13 protein-coding genes are annotated in these 13,239 nt (G+C 71.1%); 8 read left to right on the forward strand and 5 right to left on the reverse strand.

The genetic code is table 11. The features are described 5' to 3' along the window. Positions 1-329: 329 nt before the first annotated feature. Together IE308_RS09825 and IE308_RS09830 are read right to left on the reverse strand one after the other, a co-directional pair. The gene (locus tag IE308_RS09825) at positions 330-572 is read right to left on the reverse strand and encodes a DUF5302 domain-containing protein (protein WP_190217542.1); all 243 of its coding nucleotides are present in this window, start codon (positions 570-572) and stop codon (positions 330-332) included. 91 nt (positions 573-663) lie between these two features. Next, complete coding sequence (locus IE308_RS09830) at positions 664-2,052, reverse strand: DEAD/DEAH box helicase (RefSeq protein ID WP_190217543.1); 1,389 nt, start codon at positions 2,050-2,052, stop codon at positions 664-666. A gap of 298 nt (positions 2,053-2,350) precedes the next feature. On the opposite strand from IE308_RS09830, the gene IE308_RS09835 reads away from it, so the two are divergent. From IE308_RS09835 to IE308_RS09845, 3 genes are all read left to right on the forward strand, one after another. Further along, complete coding sequence (locus tag IE308_RS09835; RefSeq protein ID WP_190217544.1) at positions 2,351-3,040, forward strand: lytic polysaccharide monooxygenase auxiliary activity family 9 protein; 690 nt, start codon at positions 2,351-2,353, stop codon at positions 3,038-3,040. Between the two features lie 272 nt (positions 3,041-3,312). Beyond that, positions 3,313-3,978, forward strand: coding sequence for a hypothetical protein (locus IE308_RS09840; protein ID WP_110625969.1), 666 nt, complete (start codon positions 3,313-3,315; stop codon positions 3,976-3,978). Positions 3,979-4,074: 96 nt separating this feature from the next. Further along, the gene (locus tag IE308_RS09845; protein WP_190217545.1) at positions 4,075-4,614 is read left to right on the forward strand and encodes an NADPH-dependent FMN reductase; all 540 of its coding nucleotides are present in this window, start codon (positions 4,075-4,077) and stop codon (positions 4,612-4,614) included. 59 nt (positions 4,615-4,673) lie between these two features. On the opposite strand, the gene IE308_RS09850 is transcribed toward IE308_RS09845, so the two are convergent. Both IE308_RS09850 and IE308_RS09855 read right to left on the reverse strand, forming a co-directional pair. Continuing rightward, positions 4,674-6,410, reverse strand: a complete 1,737-nt coding sequence (locus tag IE308_RS09850; RefSeq protein ID WP_190217546.1) for an SdrD B-like domain-containing protein — start codon at positions 6,408-6,410, stop codon at positions 4,674-4,676. A gap of 123 nt (positions 6,411-6,533) precedes the next feature. Next, positions 6,534-7,112, reverse strand: coding sequence for a TetR/AcrR family transcriptional regulator (locus IE308_RS09855; protein ID WP_190217547.1), 579 nt, complete (start codon positions 7,110-7,112; stop codon positions 6,534-6,536). Between the two features lie 91 nt (positions 7,113-7,203). On the opposite strand from IE308_RS09855, the gene IE308_RS09860 reads away from it, so the two are divergent. The 4 genes from IE308_RS09860 to IE308_RS09875 all read left to right on the forward strand — a co-directional run bounded on the left by IE308_RS09860 (position 7,204) and on the right by IE308_RS09875 (position 10,962). Continuing rightward, positions 7,204-7,650, forward strand: coding sequence for an anthrone oxygenase family protein (locus tag IE308_RS09860; RefSeq protein ID WP_190217548.1), 447 nt, complete (start codon positions 7,204-7,206; stop codon positions 7,648-7,650). Positions 7,651-7,705: 55 nt separating this feature from the next. Next, the gene (locus IE308_RS09865; RefSeq protein WP_190217549.1) at positions 7,706-8,149 is read left to right on the forward strand and encodes a DUF4267 domain-containing protein; all 444 of its coding nucleotides are present in this window, start codon (positions 7,706-7,708) and stop codon (positions 8,147-8,149) included. A 116-nt stretch (positions 8,150-8,265) separates the two neighbouring features. After that, positions 8,266-9,342, forward strand: a complete 1,077-nt coding sequence (locus IE308_RS09870; protein ID WP_190217550.1) for an AraC-like ligand-binding domain-containing protein — start codon at positions 8,266-8,268, stop codon at positions 9,340-9,342. 72 nt (positions 9,343-9,414) lie between these two features. After that, positions 9,415-10,962 carry a fascin domain-containing protein gene (locus tag IE308_RS09875; RefSeq protein WP_190217551.1) on the forward strand — a complete coding sequence of 516 codons (1,548 nt, stop codon included), beginning with the start codon at positions 9,415-9,417 and terminating at the stop codon, positions 10,960-10,962. Positions 10,963-11,049: 87 nt separating this feature from the next. Here the strand turns inward: IE308_RS09875 and IE308_RS09880 are convergent, their stop codons facing one another. Next, entirely contained in the window at positions 11,050-11,940 is an 891-nt protein-coding gene (locus IE308_RS09880) for a glycoside hydrolase family 19 protein (RefSeq protein ID WP_190217552.1), read from the reverse strand. Between the two features lie 466 nt (positions 11,941-12,406). On the opposite strand from IE308_RS09880, the gene IE308_RS09885 reads away from it, so the two are divergent. Further along, positions 12,407-13,213 (forward strand): GNAT family N-acetyltransferase, encoded by an 807-nt coding sequence (locus IE308_RS09885; RefSeq protein WP_190217553.1) that lies wholly within the window; start codon positions 12,407-12,409, stop codon positions 13,211-13,213. The last annotated feature ends 26 nt before the right edge of the window (positions 13,214-13,239 follow it).

A 13,239-nucleotide genomic window follows, 5' to 3' on the forward strand; every position in this document is an offset into this window, starting at 1 on the left:
TCGCGTGGCGGGCGGCTTCCTCCCCCACGCCGAAGCGACCGACAAGTCTCACGGTTTGGGACGGGCATCGACAAGTCGACCTTGTCCTGCGCGCAGGGCTCCCCGAGCGATCAAAAAACGGGGAAGGACGCGTTCGACCTCCCCAGGTGCACGCGTCCTTCCCCGGCCAGCGGCACGTCTACCCCGTTGCGCCCAGCTCATTCCCGAGTCGGGGATCTACGCGCCACGGCGGGGCCGGCGTGGAACGGGTGAGGTGCGGACGCGGGGATCCGGCGCGCTTCACGGCGTTCGCAGTGCCGGTGAAGCGGCCGGATCCCGTGGCTGACCGGTCAGCCGCCGCTCTTGCGCCGGAACGACCGCTGGTTCGTGGCCGGACCGTGCGCGGCGCGCACCTTGGACGCGTCGGAGCCGGCGGCGCCGTCGGCCGCGTCCGCCTGCGCGCCGCGCTTGCGGGCCAGGGCCTCGCGGAACTTGCGCTTGAGGTCGTAGTTGCCGTCGGCGTCCGCCGCCAGCGGCGGTGTCTGCGACTCGGCCGGCTCCGAACCTTCCGTCGACGCGGGCTCTGCGGTCATGGTGACCTCCTGGGGTTCGGGGGGTTGGGCAAGCACAGCTTGTCATGTCGGCCGCTCTGCCAGGACTGTCACGGCCGGAAGCGAGGGCCCCTCAGCCGTTGCGACGCATGCGGGCGGCCTTACGGGCCTCGGCGAGTTTGCGGGCCTCGCCGGCCTTGCGGGACTTCCCGCCGGCGCCGCGCGCGGGGTCCTTGGTGGTGCCGAGCCCGCGGAACGGTGCGTTGGTGTTCTTGGGCCGGGCCACACCGGGCCCGCCGTCGAGCGGGGCGCCCGAGGGAGTCTTGGCACCGGTGATGCGGCTCAGCTGCGCCTCGCCCGAGCGCACCTTGGTCACGGTCGGCTCGATGCCGGCCTCGGCCATGACGCGGCTCGTCTCGCGGCGCTGGCCGGTGAGGACGAGCGTGACGACCCGGCCGGAGCCGCCGGCGCGGGCGGTGCGTCCGGCCCGGTGCACATAGACCTTGGGGTCGGTGGGCGGATCGACGTTGACCACGAGATCGAGGTCGTCGACGTGCAGGCCACGGGCCGCGACATCGGTCGCCACCAGCACGGTGAGCTGGCCGCTCTTGAACTGCGCCAGGGTCCGGGTGCGCTGCGGCTGCGACTTGGCGCTGTGCAGGGCCCCGGCGTGCACCCCGCTGGCCCGCAGATGCCGGGTGAGCTGGTCGACGGCGTGCCTGGTGTCGAGGAACAGCAGGACGCGGCCGTCGCGGGCGGCGATCTCGGTCGTGACGGCGTAGCGGTCGGGGCCGTGGACGACCAGCACGTGGTGTTCCATCGTCGTGACCGTGCCCGCGGACGGGTCGACCGAGTGGACGACGGGGTCGTGCAGGTAGCGGTGGACGAGCTGGTCGACGTCGTCGTCGAGCGTGGCCGAGAACAGCATCCGCTGCCCGTCGGGGTGCACCTGGTCCATCAGGTCCGTGACCTGTGGCAGGAACCCGAGGTCGGACATCTGGTCGGCCTCGTCGAGCACGGTGATCCGCACCCGGCCCAGCCGGCAGGCGTTGCGCTCGATCAGGTCGTGCAGGCGCCCGGGGGTGGCGACGACCACCTCGGCCCCCTCGCGCAGCGCGGAGATCTGCCGGCCGATCGGCGTTCCGCCGACGACCGCGGCCATCCGCAGCCGCAGCGCTTCGGCGTACGGCGTCAGGGCGTCGGTGACCTGCTGGGCCAGTTCCCGGGTGGGTACGAGGATCAGGGCGAGGGGCTGTTTCGGTTCGGCGCGCCGGCCGGCCGTACGGGTCAGCAGCGGCAGACCGAAGGCGAGCGTCTTGCCGGAACCGGTCCGCCCGCGCCCCAGGATGTCGCGCCCCTTCAGGGCGTCGGGCAGGGTGGCGGCCTGGATCGGGAAGGGCTCGCGCACCCCGCGTCCGGTCAGTGTCCGCAGTACCTCCGCCGGCAGTGCGAGATCGGCGAAGGAGGCGGCCGTCGACGGGGAGGGGCCGGAGTGGGCAACAGCTGACTCGTCGGGTTTCATGAACTGCCTTCCGCAGGGGGATCTACCGAGGAAGGCCCGGCGGGGAGGAACAGCCCACGCACCAGCGGAACCGAACGCCAACGATCGCCCACCGCGACGACCACGCAAACGCATCACGGTAACACGAGGCCCACCGTCGAAGCGGCACGGAAGTGGCACCGAAGTGGCGTGAACCAGTGTTGCGCTTGTGTTTCCCACCACGCACCCTGGCCAGGTGGGAGCGCTCCCAAAAGTTCGGTGAGGGGGTGCCTCGCCGCAGTTTTCACCTCCACATCCCCCACAGTGGAAAGAGGAGACCGTGTTACACCGTGAATGTCATGACCATGCAGTATCGCGCGGACGCCGCGGCGTCCGTCCGGCGCTGCTGCTGAGTGTTCTCGCCGCGCTGCTGATCGCCCTGGTCCCCGGGAGCGGCACCGCCGAGGCCCACGGTTCGGTCGTGGATCCGGCGTCCCGCAACTACGGCTGCTGGCAGCGCTGGGGCAGCGACTTCCAGAACCCCGCCATGGCACAGCAGGACCCCATGTGCTGGCAGGCGTGGCAGGACAACCCCAACGCCATGTGGAACTGGAACGGCCTGTACCGCAACGGCTCCGCCGGCAACTTCCAGGCCGTCGTCCCCGACGGCCAGCTCTGCAGCGGCGGCCACACCGAGAGCGGCCGGTACAACTCCCTCGACGCCGTGGGCCCCTGGAAGACCACGAACGTCGCGGCGGACTTCACCGTGCGCCTGTACGACCAGGCCAGCCACGGTGCGGACTACTTCCTGGTCTACGTCACCCGCCAGGGCTTCGACCCCACGACCCAGCCCCTGCGGTGGAGCGACCTGCAGCTGCTGACCCGGACCGGCAGGTACGCGCCGAGCAACAACTACGACATCCCCGTGCATACCTCGGGCCTGACCGGCCGCCACGTCGTCTACACGATCTGGCAGGCCTCGCACATGGACCAGACGTACTTCCTGTGCAGTGACGTGAACTTCTCCTGAGCCGCCCGATCGGGAGAGCGGCGCCGGTCCACGGGCCGGCGCCGCTCGCAGCCCATCCCACCCTCCGCTGGGTCCTGGTCCTGACCGTGGAACCACCCGGCGGCGCCCCGTGAGGTGTCCGTAGCCCCACCCCCGTCCGGTGTCCACACCCCGGCGGCTTTCGGTGTCCAGGCCCAGCGACGCGGCGCGGCGGGCGCGGGAAAGTGCTCGTCGTCGGCACCACGCGGACGTACGACCGGGCACTGACCACACTCGCTTCGGGGGGACATCACATGAACGACATCATCACCAGGCGCCTGACAGGGCTGGCCGGCATCGCGGCGGCGGTCTGCTTCATCGTCGAAGTGCCCCTGTACTTCCTCTACTCGGGGCCGCCGCCGGACGCCAACGTGCTGACGCGGCTGCTGATTGGCATCGTCGCGCTCGGCGGTCTCATCCTGTTCGTCACGGGCTTCCGTGAGCTGGTCAAGCAGGTGAGCCCCGCCCACGAGTGGGTCGGCACGGTGGCCTTCGCCACCGGACTGGTCTACGCGACGGTCACCCTGGTCTCCAGCGGACTGGAGGCCGGCGCGGTCATCGCCGCCGACCAGCCCATCGACCCGACCATCACCGTCAGCGGAACGTACATCCTCTACGGTTCGATCGGCCGCCTGCTGCTCGCGCTCTTCCTGACCGCGGTCGGCTACGGCGTCACTCGCGCCGACCTGCTCCCCCGCTGGACCGGCCGCTCGGCGTACGTTCTCGCCGCGGTCAACCTGGCCTTCGTACCGTCCCTGTTCTTCGGCAACACCCCCGCGCACTTCTACGCGGCGAACGGCTGGGGCAGCACGGCCCTGATGGGGGCGCTGCTGAGCTACTGGCTGCTCGCGGTGGGCATCTCCGTCTACCGCAGCGCCGCACGTCGTACGCCCGCCGCCGCACCGGCCCTGCAGCCCTGACACGCCGTCGCACCAGAGCGGCCCGCGGTGCCCGGCCTTCGCGTCGGGCACCGCGGGCCGTCCGCATCAAGGACGCTGGGGAGGTAGGTTGAGCCAATGTCCGCAATGCCGCTGGTCCTGTTGCTCTCGGGAAGTCTGCGCGCCGCCTCCACCAACGAGGCCGTACTGCGCACCGCACAAGCGGTGGCGCCGTCCGCCGGGGTCCGGGCCGTGCGCTACGAGGGTCTGGCGCGGTTGCCGCACTTCAATCCCGACGACGACACCGACCCGCTGCCCGCATCCGTGACCGAACTGCGCGCGGCGATCGAGCAGGCGACCGGCATCCTGATCTGCGCCCCGGAGTACGCGGGCACCCTTCCCGGCTCGTTCAAGAACCTGCTGGACTGGACGGTCGGCGGCACCGAGATCAGCGACAAGCCGGTCGGCTGGATCAACGCGGCCGCCCCAGGCCGGGGCCACGGCGCCGAGGCGACCCTGCGGACGGTGCTGGGCTACACCGGCGCCGCGATCGTGGAACCGGCCTGCGTCAAACTCCCCGTCGACCGGGGGATGATCGGCACGGACGGCGTCATCGAGGATCCGCAGGTGCGGCAGCGCCTGGGTGACGTACTGGGCGCACTGGCGACAGGTGGCTGAACCAGGGAGACACCAGGGCTGAGGGTTCCCCAGCACACGGGGGAACCCTCAGCTCCGGCTTACCGATGTTCCCCGCCGGCGGTCTTCCGCCGCAGCACGACAAAGCCTCCCGTCGCGGCCATGGAGACCGCGGCCAGACCCGCCGCCCAGGCTGCGTACCCGTCCACTCCGGTGTCGGCGAGCTGTGGGGGCCGTCCGCCGGCCGGGGTGTCATCGGACACCGGCGGGCGCGGCTGAGTAGTCGTCACACCGGGGCAAGCCGGCGGCTCCCACGGGTCCCCGTAGGCGGGAGGCGCCTCGGCGGAACACGTACCCGTGGGGGTGGGGGTGGGGGTGGCGGAGCCGGTGCCCGTGGGCGTCGGGGCCCCCGGCCCCGTCGGGTTGGGGCTGCCCGTGCCCGTAGGGCTGGGCGACCCAGGGCCCGTCGGCGACGGCGACCCGGTGCCGGTCGGGGTCGGCGACCCGGTGCCGGTCGGGGTAGGACTGGCGGTGTCCGTCGGCGTCGGGGAGCTTGTGTCGGTGGGGCTGGGGCTCGCCGAGTCGGTAGGACTCGGGCTGGCCGTGTCGGTGGGGCTGGGCGACCCAGTGTCGGTAGGACTCGGGCTGGCCGTGTCGGTCGGCGTGGGACTGGCGGTGTCCGTCGGCGTCGGCGACCCCGTCTCGGTCGGCGTCGGACTCGCCGTATCCGTCGGCGACGGACTCGCCGTATCCGTAGGCGTCGGTGTTGGCGAATCCGTGTCCGTCGGTGTCGGTGCCGGCGAATCCGTGGCCGTCGGCGTGGGGCTCGGAGAGGTCTGGCAGGTGAGTGTCAGGTCGGCGTTCGTGACGCTGTTCCCGTCGCTGGTGTCGGCGGGGAGGGAGTTCGTCTGCGGGGTGTAGTCGGCTGACGTCGTGCTCACCTGGTACTGGCCGGGGGCGATGTCCGCGAAGGCGTAGTTGCCCTGCGCGTCGGTGGTCGTGGTGACGGGCGTGCCGTCGGGGTTCAGGACCGGCGCGCCGTTCTCGTCCAGCAGCCGTACTTCCTGTCCCGAGGGGGTGCCGCAGTCGGAGGCGAGCCGGCCGGCGATCTGTGAGGACAGCGACGAGGTCCACAACTGGTAGATGGGGAAGCCGCTCTGCAAGCTGAAGGTCAGCGTGATGCCGGTGACCGGCACGGTCGGCTGGAACCACCCGGCGGCACCCGTCGTGTCGGCGCCGTTGCCGATGAGGGTGCTGGTGGCGGGGTCCCAGACGGGCTGGTCGGTGTCGGTCCCGGTGGGTCCGCAGGAGGACGGCTTGGGAGAGGACTGGCAGTAGTTGAAGGCCCCCTGCCAGCCCAGCTCCGCAGCTGTCAGGGGTTGCCCGTCCGCGCCGGTCGCGGAGACCCGGACGCTGTCGGCGTCGATGTCGCCGAGTGTGAACGCGAAGGTCCCGGCGTTGGTCGGCGACTCGAAGGTGAGGGTCGTCGTGGACGGCGTGCGTCCGGCCGCGGTGCGCAGGTTGACGTAGGTCCTGCCCTGCGACGTCCCGTACCGGGCACCTACGGGCGTGCCCGGCCCGAGAAAGGCGGAGGTTCCGGACTGCACGGAGGACGTGCTGCTGTCCGTGGTCACCGACGCGGTAGGAAAGCCCGCCAGGGGGATACTGACCTGGCCCGTGGAGCCGTTCATCGTCCACTCGCCGTACGCGGAGGTGGCGTCTGCGTACGCCGCGGTGAGGGGCCAGCACCAGATGGAGGCCGCCAGCGCGCCCCCGACGGCGACGAGTGCGGCATTGCGGGCATGGGTCCGACGACCGAGGCATTCGAACGCGTTCATGTCCGCCACACTCGGACACCGACGCGCCAGGTCAGAAACAGCGACGCTGCCGAGGGGACCAAGTCCATCCGATCGTCGCAACGCTGGGCGGCTGCCGCCTCCACCTCGCCTGCGCCCTGGGTGTCAGAGCATGGCGAGCCGGTCCACGAGCAGTTCCACCCTCGCCTCGGCGTACTCGGGCAGCAGGCGTTTGGTGCGGGTCAGGGTGGCGATCCCGTGCAGGGACGCCCAGAACACTTCGGTGAACAGGCCCGGTTCGATGCCGTCCCCGGCGACCTCGGCCAGGTTCTCCATCAGCGCGGCGAAAGCGTCCTTCAGCTGTTCCGGGGTGTCCTCCTGCGCGTACGCCAGGCCGCCGTCGAGCTGGAAGATGGCGTCGTACACCGCGGGATTGCGCTCGGCGAAGTCGAGGTAGGCGCGGGCCAGCGCGGCCACCCGCTCGCGCGGGCCGTTGACGGCGGCGGTCGCGGCACGGACCGCCGAGGCCAGCTCGGCGGCGCCCTCCAGAGCGACGGCGCCGATGATCTCGCGCTTGCCGCGGAAGTGGCTGTAGAGGACGGGCTGGCTGTATTCGATGCGCTCGGCGAGCCGGCGGGTGGTGACCGCGTCCCAGCCCTGCTGCTCGGCGAGTTCGCGCGCCGCCGCCACGATGAGGCGTTCACGAGCGGCTCGTTCGCGCTCCTTGCGTTCCTTTACCGACATGCAGCGATTCTAGCATTGCTAGACAACCGAGCGATAGCAGTGCTAGCGTCGATTCATCGCCTAGCACTGCTAGATCTCTGGGGGGATCGTCATGCTCGACGCACTCGAAGTCGCCACGACCGTCATCGTCGGCCTCATGGTGGGGGTGGAGTTCAGCGTCGCCTTCATCATGAACCGGATCCTGGACGCGCTTCCCGAGGACAGCGCCCAGCTCGGCCACGCCCACGGCGGCCGGATGCTCGGCGCCCTGATGCCGTTCTGGTACATCGGCTCACTCGTCCTCAGCGCGATCTGGGCCGTCGCCGGATGGCACCACCAGGGCGCCGGACTCGTCGTCACCGCCGCCGCTCTGCTGATCGTCAGCGTGGTGATGTCGGTCCTGCTCCTCGTCCCGATCAACAACCGGAACAAGACCTGGACCACCGACAACCGGCCCGCCGACTGGAAAGAGCAGCTGAACCGCTGGCAGCGCTACCACTACGTCCGCGTCGCCGTCATCGTCGCCGCCTTCACCCTGCTGGTCACCGCCCTGACGTAAGGCGACCGCCACCACGACACGTGTCCGTTGACGAAGCCTCACAAGGAGAAGACCCATGGCGCTGAAGAAGATCAACACCGTCCTGACCGCCGCCTTCGTCCTGTTCATCCTCTGGTTCGGGACGGAGTTCATCCTGATCCCGGAGACGACGGCGCCGACCTTCGGCCTGCCGAGCTGGCCCTCCGGCGACGGCGGCGGCTTCCTCGTCGTGAAGGGAGTGCGGGACGTCGTCCTCGCCCTGGTCCTGGGCATCCTGCTGGTGACGGGGCACCGCCGGGCCCTGGGCTGGGTGCTGCTGGTGGAGGCCTTCGCCGCGTACGGCGACATGGCCACCGTGCTGGCCCATCACGGCTCCGTGGCCACCGCGCTCGGCGTCCACTGCATGACCGCGACCGTGATGGTGCTCAACGGGCTGATGATCATGTTTGAGACCCGCAACGCCGTGGCCACTTCCGGGGGCACCCGCCCCGCTGTCCGCCTGGCGCGGACCAGGCCGTGATCGTCCCGTCGGTTTCGCCCTTCCGGCCCTGACATCCGGTCGGGCGAGCCGGTTCGGTGTTCGCGGTGGTCAGGGGCAGGATGCCGTCACAGATACCGGACACGTAGGGGGATGTGATGGTGTGGCGGGGGGTGCCGGATGCGGGAGTGCCGGCGAGGGATCGGTTCGAGTGGTTCTCAGAGATGCTGGCCGCTTCTCTGGCGCCGATGAGGGTCAGCAGCGACAGCACGGCCGACTTCGAGGCGGAGGCGGCCGTGCTGGAGCTCGGCCCGGTGCAGTTGTCGAGATTCGTGTATTCGCCGTTGCGGACGCAGCGCACAGAGGCCCTCATCAGGCGTGCCGACCCGGAGCAGTACCACTTGGGATGGGTGCGAGCGGGCCGGATGGAAGTCGACCAGGGCGGTAACACGTCCGGGCCCGTCACGGGCGACATGGTGCTCATGGACACCTCGCGCCCGCAGCGGGCCGTCGCCTCAGGGGCCGGCGGCGGCTCCGGGAGGACCGAGGCGCTCGTCCTCCAGGTGCCGCGGGCGGCGCTTCCGCTGCGGGCCCGCCGGGTGGACCGGATGGTCGCCCAGCGCATCCCGGCCGGGGCGGGCATGGCGGCGATCTTGGCCCGTTTCCTCGCGGCGCTGCACACGCAGGGCCCCGAGTGCCGGCCAGGGGACCAGGAGCGGCTCGGAACCCTCGCCCTCGAACTCACCGCCTCCTGCCTCGCGGAGCGGCTCGGCGTCCTCGCCGACGAGCCGCCCGAGGCACGCCCCCTCGCCCTCCGCGAGCGGATCGACGCCTTCATCGACCACAACCTGGGGGACCCCGAGCTGACGCCCCGGATGGTCGCCGAGCACCATCACCTGTCGCTGCGCAGCCTGTACGCCCTGTTCGAGGACGAGGAGGTCAGCGTGGCAGGGAGGATCCGCCTGCGCAGGCTCGAACGCTGCCGCGACGACCTGGCCGGCCCCGCACTGCGTGCGCACACGGTGCGGGCGATCGCCGCCCGCTGGGGGTTCACCGACGGCTCCGTCTTCAGCCGCGCGTTCCGCGAGGCGTACGGCATGTCCCCGAGCGAACACCGCCGCGCGGCGGAACACGCAGACACCGCCGGGCACGCTCAGCGCAGCGCCCTTCCCTCAGGCGCACGTCAGGGTCCGCCGGGCTCTTCCTTGTCGCGGCCTTCGCCGCAGCTTTCGTGAGCATGACCGCTCAGGTCCGGCGTACGGGGAGGCCGCTGTCTCGCTGCGGAAGCGGGCGGTGAGAATGAGCCGGTGAAACGCATACGCATCGTGATGACGACCCTGGCCTTGCTCGTGGCCGGTTCGGTGAGTCTGCTGGCGCCCGGTGCGGCCGCGGCCGCGGACGCGCCGCGGTCCTCGACCGGCCAGCGGTGGGCCCTCCAGATCACGGACGGGGTCACCGGGAAGAGCTACTACGTCGCCGCGGAGCTGAGCGACTCGCTCAGCTCGGAACAGAAGGGACGGCTGCGAGCCAGGACGGCCGCCACTTCCCCGTCCGCGATCGGCACGTGGGAGACCTTCACCCTGCACACCGCCGACAACGGCGCGACGGTCTCCCTGCGGAACGAGGAGAACGGCCTCTACGTCTCGACCGAGGTCAACTACGCGACGCCCTATGCGAAGATGCTCCGCGCCCGCGCGCGCAGCATCGGCAGCAGCTCGACCGCGTGGGAGAAGTTCGAGCTGCGGAAGGACCCGGAGGTGGCCGGGGCCTACAACCTGAAGTCCATGGCGACGCAGCAGTTCGTGTCCGCGCGCTTCAACCTTCCCTCCACCGGTGACCAGGGGCTGCTCCTGGCCGGGTACGCCGAGGCGTCCGGGTCGTGGGAGCGCGTCCGGCTCGTGCCGGTGCCCAACAGCGGCCAGTACGGGGACACGGCCGACCCCCCGGCCACGACCACCGGCCCCGCGGGAACCGTGCAGAACGTCGTGTCGTGGAACGCCTGCTCGAACAACAACGACGACTGTGCTCTCGACAACGCCGAAGTGACCACCGTCGGTGACACCGTCGCCGGGCAGGCGGCAGCCGCCGACGCCGACGTCATGTTCGTCCAGGAGTTCTGCGAGAAGTCCGCGGCTCCCCTGGAGAGCAGCCTTGAAAGCCGGCGCGTGGGCGGTCTGACCGACTGGGACGTGCGGTTCGCCCCCACCTACCGGAAGCTGACCGGCACCGGCGTCCTCGCCCAGAAGCAGTGCGCGAACAGCGGGAGCGGCGCAGACCGGGGTGCGTACGGCATGGCTGTCGCCGTTCCCAGTGAGAACACCTGGTACCGCTCCTGGGTCCTTCCCTCGCGGGACACCGCCGAGCAGCGCCCGCTCATGTGCGCGACCCTCCCGTCGCTGGGCACGGCCTTCTGCGGCGGCCACTTCAGCGCCGGGATCGCCGGCGACGACGTCACGGACAGCGCAAACCCGCAGCCCACCGGCTACTACAGGAACGAGCAGGCCAAGACGGCCTTCCAGCAGGCCTCCACGCTGCGCGGTCTCGGCTACGAGGTCGTCTTCGGCGGTGACCTGAACGCCACCCCGCCCGACGCGCCGCAGGGCACCGGCTCGGCCCCGGCGTGGGTGCTCGAACCGCTCTACCACCAGCCCGGAGTCGTCGACGACCGCTTCGAGGAGTGCGACCAGTCGGCCAACGGCGGCGCGCGCACCGGTGCGCCGACCCATGTGAGCACGTCGTCCAGCCTGAAGCTCGACTACGTCTTCGGCCCGCAGAGCGCCGACTACTCCTGCTCGGTCACCGACACGGGTCTGTCGGACCACAAACTGATCCGCGCCGCGGTCGCCTTCCACTGAACGGGCACCCGGGCCACGACCGCGGGAGACACCCGCGGTCGTGGCGGGCAGGGGCGGTGTCGCCCCGGCGGGCGGGGCTGGGGGCCGTCAGCAGTAGAGGTTGCCGCCGGGCGACGTCCCGAGGATCTGCGTGAACCGCAGGTAGCTGTCCACGCGGCTCTGCACCTGCGCCGGGTTCTTGCCGTCGCACTCCAGGGAGCCGTTGATGCTGCGGATCGTCTGGCCGAAACCGGCGCCGTTGACCATGGCGTTGTGCGGGGTCATGCTGCCGGGGCCGGTCTGGGTGTTCCAGTACCACAGGGCCGTCTTCCAGGCCACCGCCGAGTCGTTCTGCACCAGCCAGGGGTTGCCCAGGAGGTCGATGCCGAGCGCGTCGCCCGCCGCCTTGTAGTTGAAGTTCCAGCTCAGCTGGATCGGGCCGCGTCCGTAGTAGGCGGCCTGTCCGGCGGGACAGCCGTAGGGCCGGCTCCAGTCGCAGTAGTGCGGGTAGTTGGCGGTGTTCTGCTCCACCACGTACACCAGACCGCCGGTCTCGTGGCTGACGTTGGCGAGGAAAGCCGCGGCCTCCTGCTTCTTCACCGTGTCGCTGCCGGTGTTGGCGAAACCGGGGTAGGCGCTGAGGGCGGCGGTGAGGCCGCTGTAGCTGTAGAAGGGGTTCCGGTTGGGGAACATCTGGTTGAACTGCGCCTCCGTCACGACGAAGCGCGCGTCGGGCGTGCCCGGGCCGCTGTCACAAGCGTACGGGTCCCAGTACCAGGTGCTGATGACCGGGTCGTAACCCGGGTTCGCGTGCTCGGCGATGTACGCCTTGCCGTCGGTGTACCGGACGATGTCGCCCGCGTTGTACGACTTTCCGGCCACCCAGCTGGGGTAGCTGGAGCAGGTCGCGGCGACGGCGTCGGTGGCCGGTAGCAGTACCGGGGCGGTGCCGGCGAGGGTGAGGGCGGCCAGGACGGCGGAGACATGGCGTCTCGACACGGGATCAACTCCTTTGCGCAGCGCGGCCGTTGTCGGGCGGGGCGCAAGGGGGCCCGCGCCGCACGTACCGGCGGACCGGATACGGGATGACGACGGCCGTGGTGGGGGGGTGTGAGCCACACTCAACCGCGTTGGTCTGTACCAGTCAAGGGTGTAGACCAGTCAGGAACGCGCCCTCCATGGCCGGGAAAAGCCGCTTGCCCAGGCGGGCCGGCCGTGGGAAAGTGTGCCGCGCTCTGCGACCTCGCAGACGCACTCACGGTGAGGAACGAAGCCAATGTTCTCGGCGTCCCCCAGCGGCCGCCGTCGGCGCTGAGCGTCCGCTGCCGCGGCCTCGGATCACGCCACGCTGTTTCCTACGGCGGCCCCACGACGCGGTGCCTGACGCACCGCCACTCTTCCGCGCCCCGAACGCCGTGCGTTCACCGGGGGCTTCTCCAGAGACTTCGTGAGGTCGACACCCACCATGGACATCCAGGTCCAGAGTTTCGCCGTGGCCCATCTCCGCCGCCGACCCGCGGTCGTCGAGACCGGCGGCTTCGTCGCGGGCTTCATCCCCGGCACCGACAACCCCTACCTCAACTACGCGACCCCGCTGCCCGGCGCCGAGCCGACGGAGCGGGACGTCGCGGCGCTGATCCGCGTCTTCCGGGAGCGAGGACTGCTGCCTCGGCTGGAGTTCGCCCCTCAGGCCGCGCCCGCCGTCGAAGCCGTGCTGCGGGCGGCGGGCTTCGCCGACGAGGCGGTGCACGCGTACCTCGTGTGCACGCCCCGCACGCTGACACTCCCCCGGTCCTCCGACCGCATCCGCGTGCGGACGCCGCAGACCGACGAGGAGTTCGCCGCGCTCGATGCCGCGCTGGCCGAGGCATTCGGCGGCGTGTTCCCACCCTCCGCGGAGGGTGCGGCACGACTGCGCCGCACCCAGGAGAGCGGCGGCGCCGTGCGCTTCGTCCCCGACCCGGAGGGCGGCGTCGCCGGCGGCGCGTCCTGCTCCCCGGCGGCGGAGGGCACCGCGGAGCTGTCCGGCGTCGGTACCCGCCCGGCCTGCCGCGGCCGCGGGATCGCCGCCGCCGTCACCGCGGCTCTGACGGAGGCGATGTTCTCCCAGGGGGCCGGATCCGTCTGGCTGGAGTACTCGGGAGAAGGATCCCGCCGCGTCTACGAGCGCGTCGGATACCGTCCGCACGGCACGCGCCTCTACGTGTCCCTGCCCCCGACGGCTCCGGCACCTCCCGCACCTCCGACCGGCCCGGCACGCTCGGGCGGTTGACGGATCCGGCTACGCACTCGCCCGGC

It is taken from the genome of Streptomyces griseosporeus (assembly GCF_014656055.1).
GTDB lineage: Bacteria > Actinomycetota > Actinomycetes > Streptomycetales > Streptomycetaceae > Streptomyces > Streptomyces griseosporeus.

Coding starts and splice junctions, on each gene's coding strand:
- IE308_RS09855 (WP_190217547.1), bottom strand. CDS start 7,112: ATGTCGGTAAAGGAACGCAAGGAGCGCGAACGAGCCGCTCGTGAACGC.
- IE308_RS09865 (WP_190217549.1), top strand. CDS start 7,706: ATGGCGCTGAAGAAGATCAACACCGTCCTGACCGCCGCCTTCGTCCTG.
- IE308_RS09850 (WP_190217546.1), bottom strand. CDS start 6,410: ATGAACGCGTTCGAATGCCTCGGTCGTCGGACCCATGCCCGCAATGCC.
- IE308_RS09885 (WP_190217553.1), top strand. CDS start 12,407: ATGGACATCCAGGTCCAGAGTTTCGCCGTGGCCCATCTCCGCCGCCGA.
- IE308_RS09870 (WP_190217550.1), top strand. CDS start 8,266: ATGGTGTGGCGGGGGGTGCCGGATGCGGGAGTGCCGGCGAGGGATCGG.
- IE308_RS09830 (WP_190217543.1), bottom strand. CDS start 2,052: ATGAAACCCGACGAGTCAGCTGTTGCCCACTCCGGCCCCTCCCCGTCG.
- IE308_RS09840 (WP_110625969.1), top strand. CDS start 3,313: ATGAACGACATCATCACCAGGCGCCTGACAGGGCTGGCCGGCATCGCG.
- IE308_RS09860 (WP_190217548.1), top strand. CDS start 7,204: ATGCTCGACGCACTCGAAGTCGCCACGACCGTCATCGTCGGCCTCATG.
- IE308_RS09825 (WP_190217542.1), bottom strand. CDS start 572: ATGACCGCAGAGCCCGCGTCGACGGAAGGTTCGGAGCCGGCCGAGTCG.
- IE308_RS09845 (WP_190217545.1), top strand. CDS start 4,075: ATGTCCGCAATGCCGCTGGTCCTGTTGCTCTCGGGAAGTCTGCGCGCC.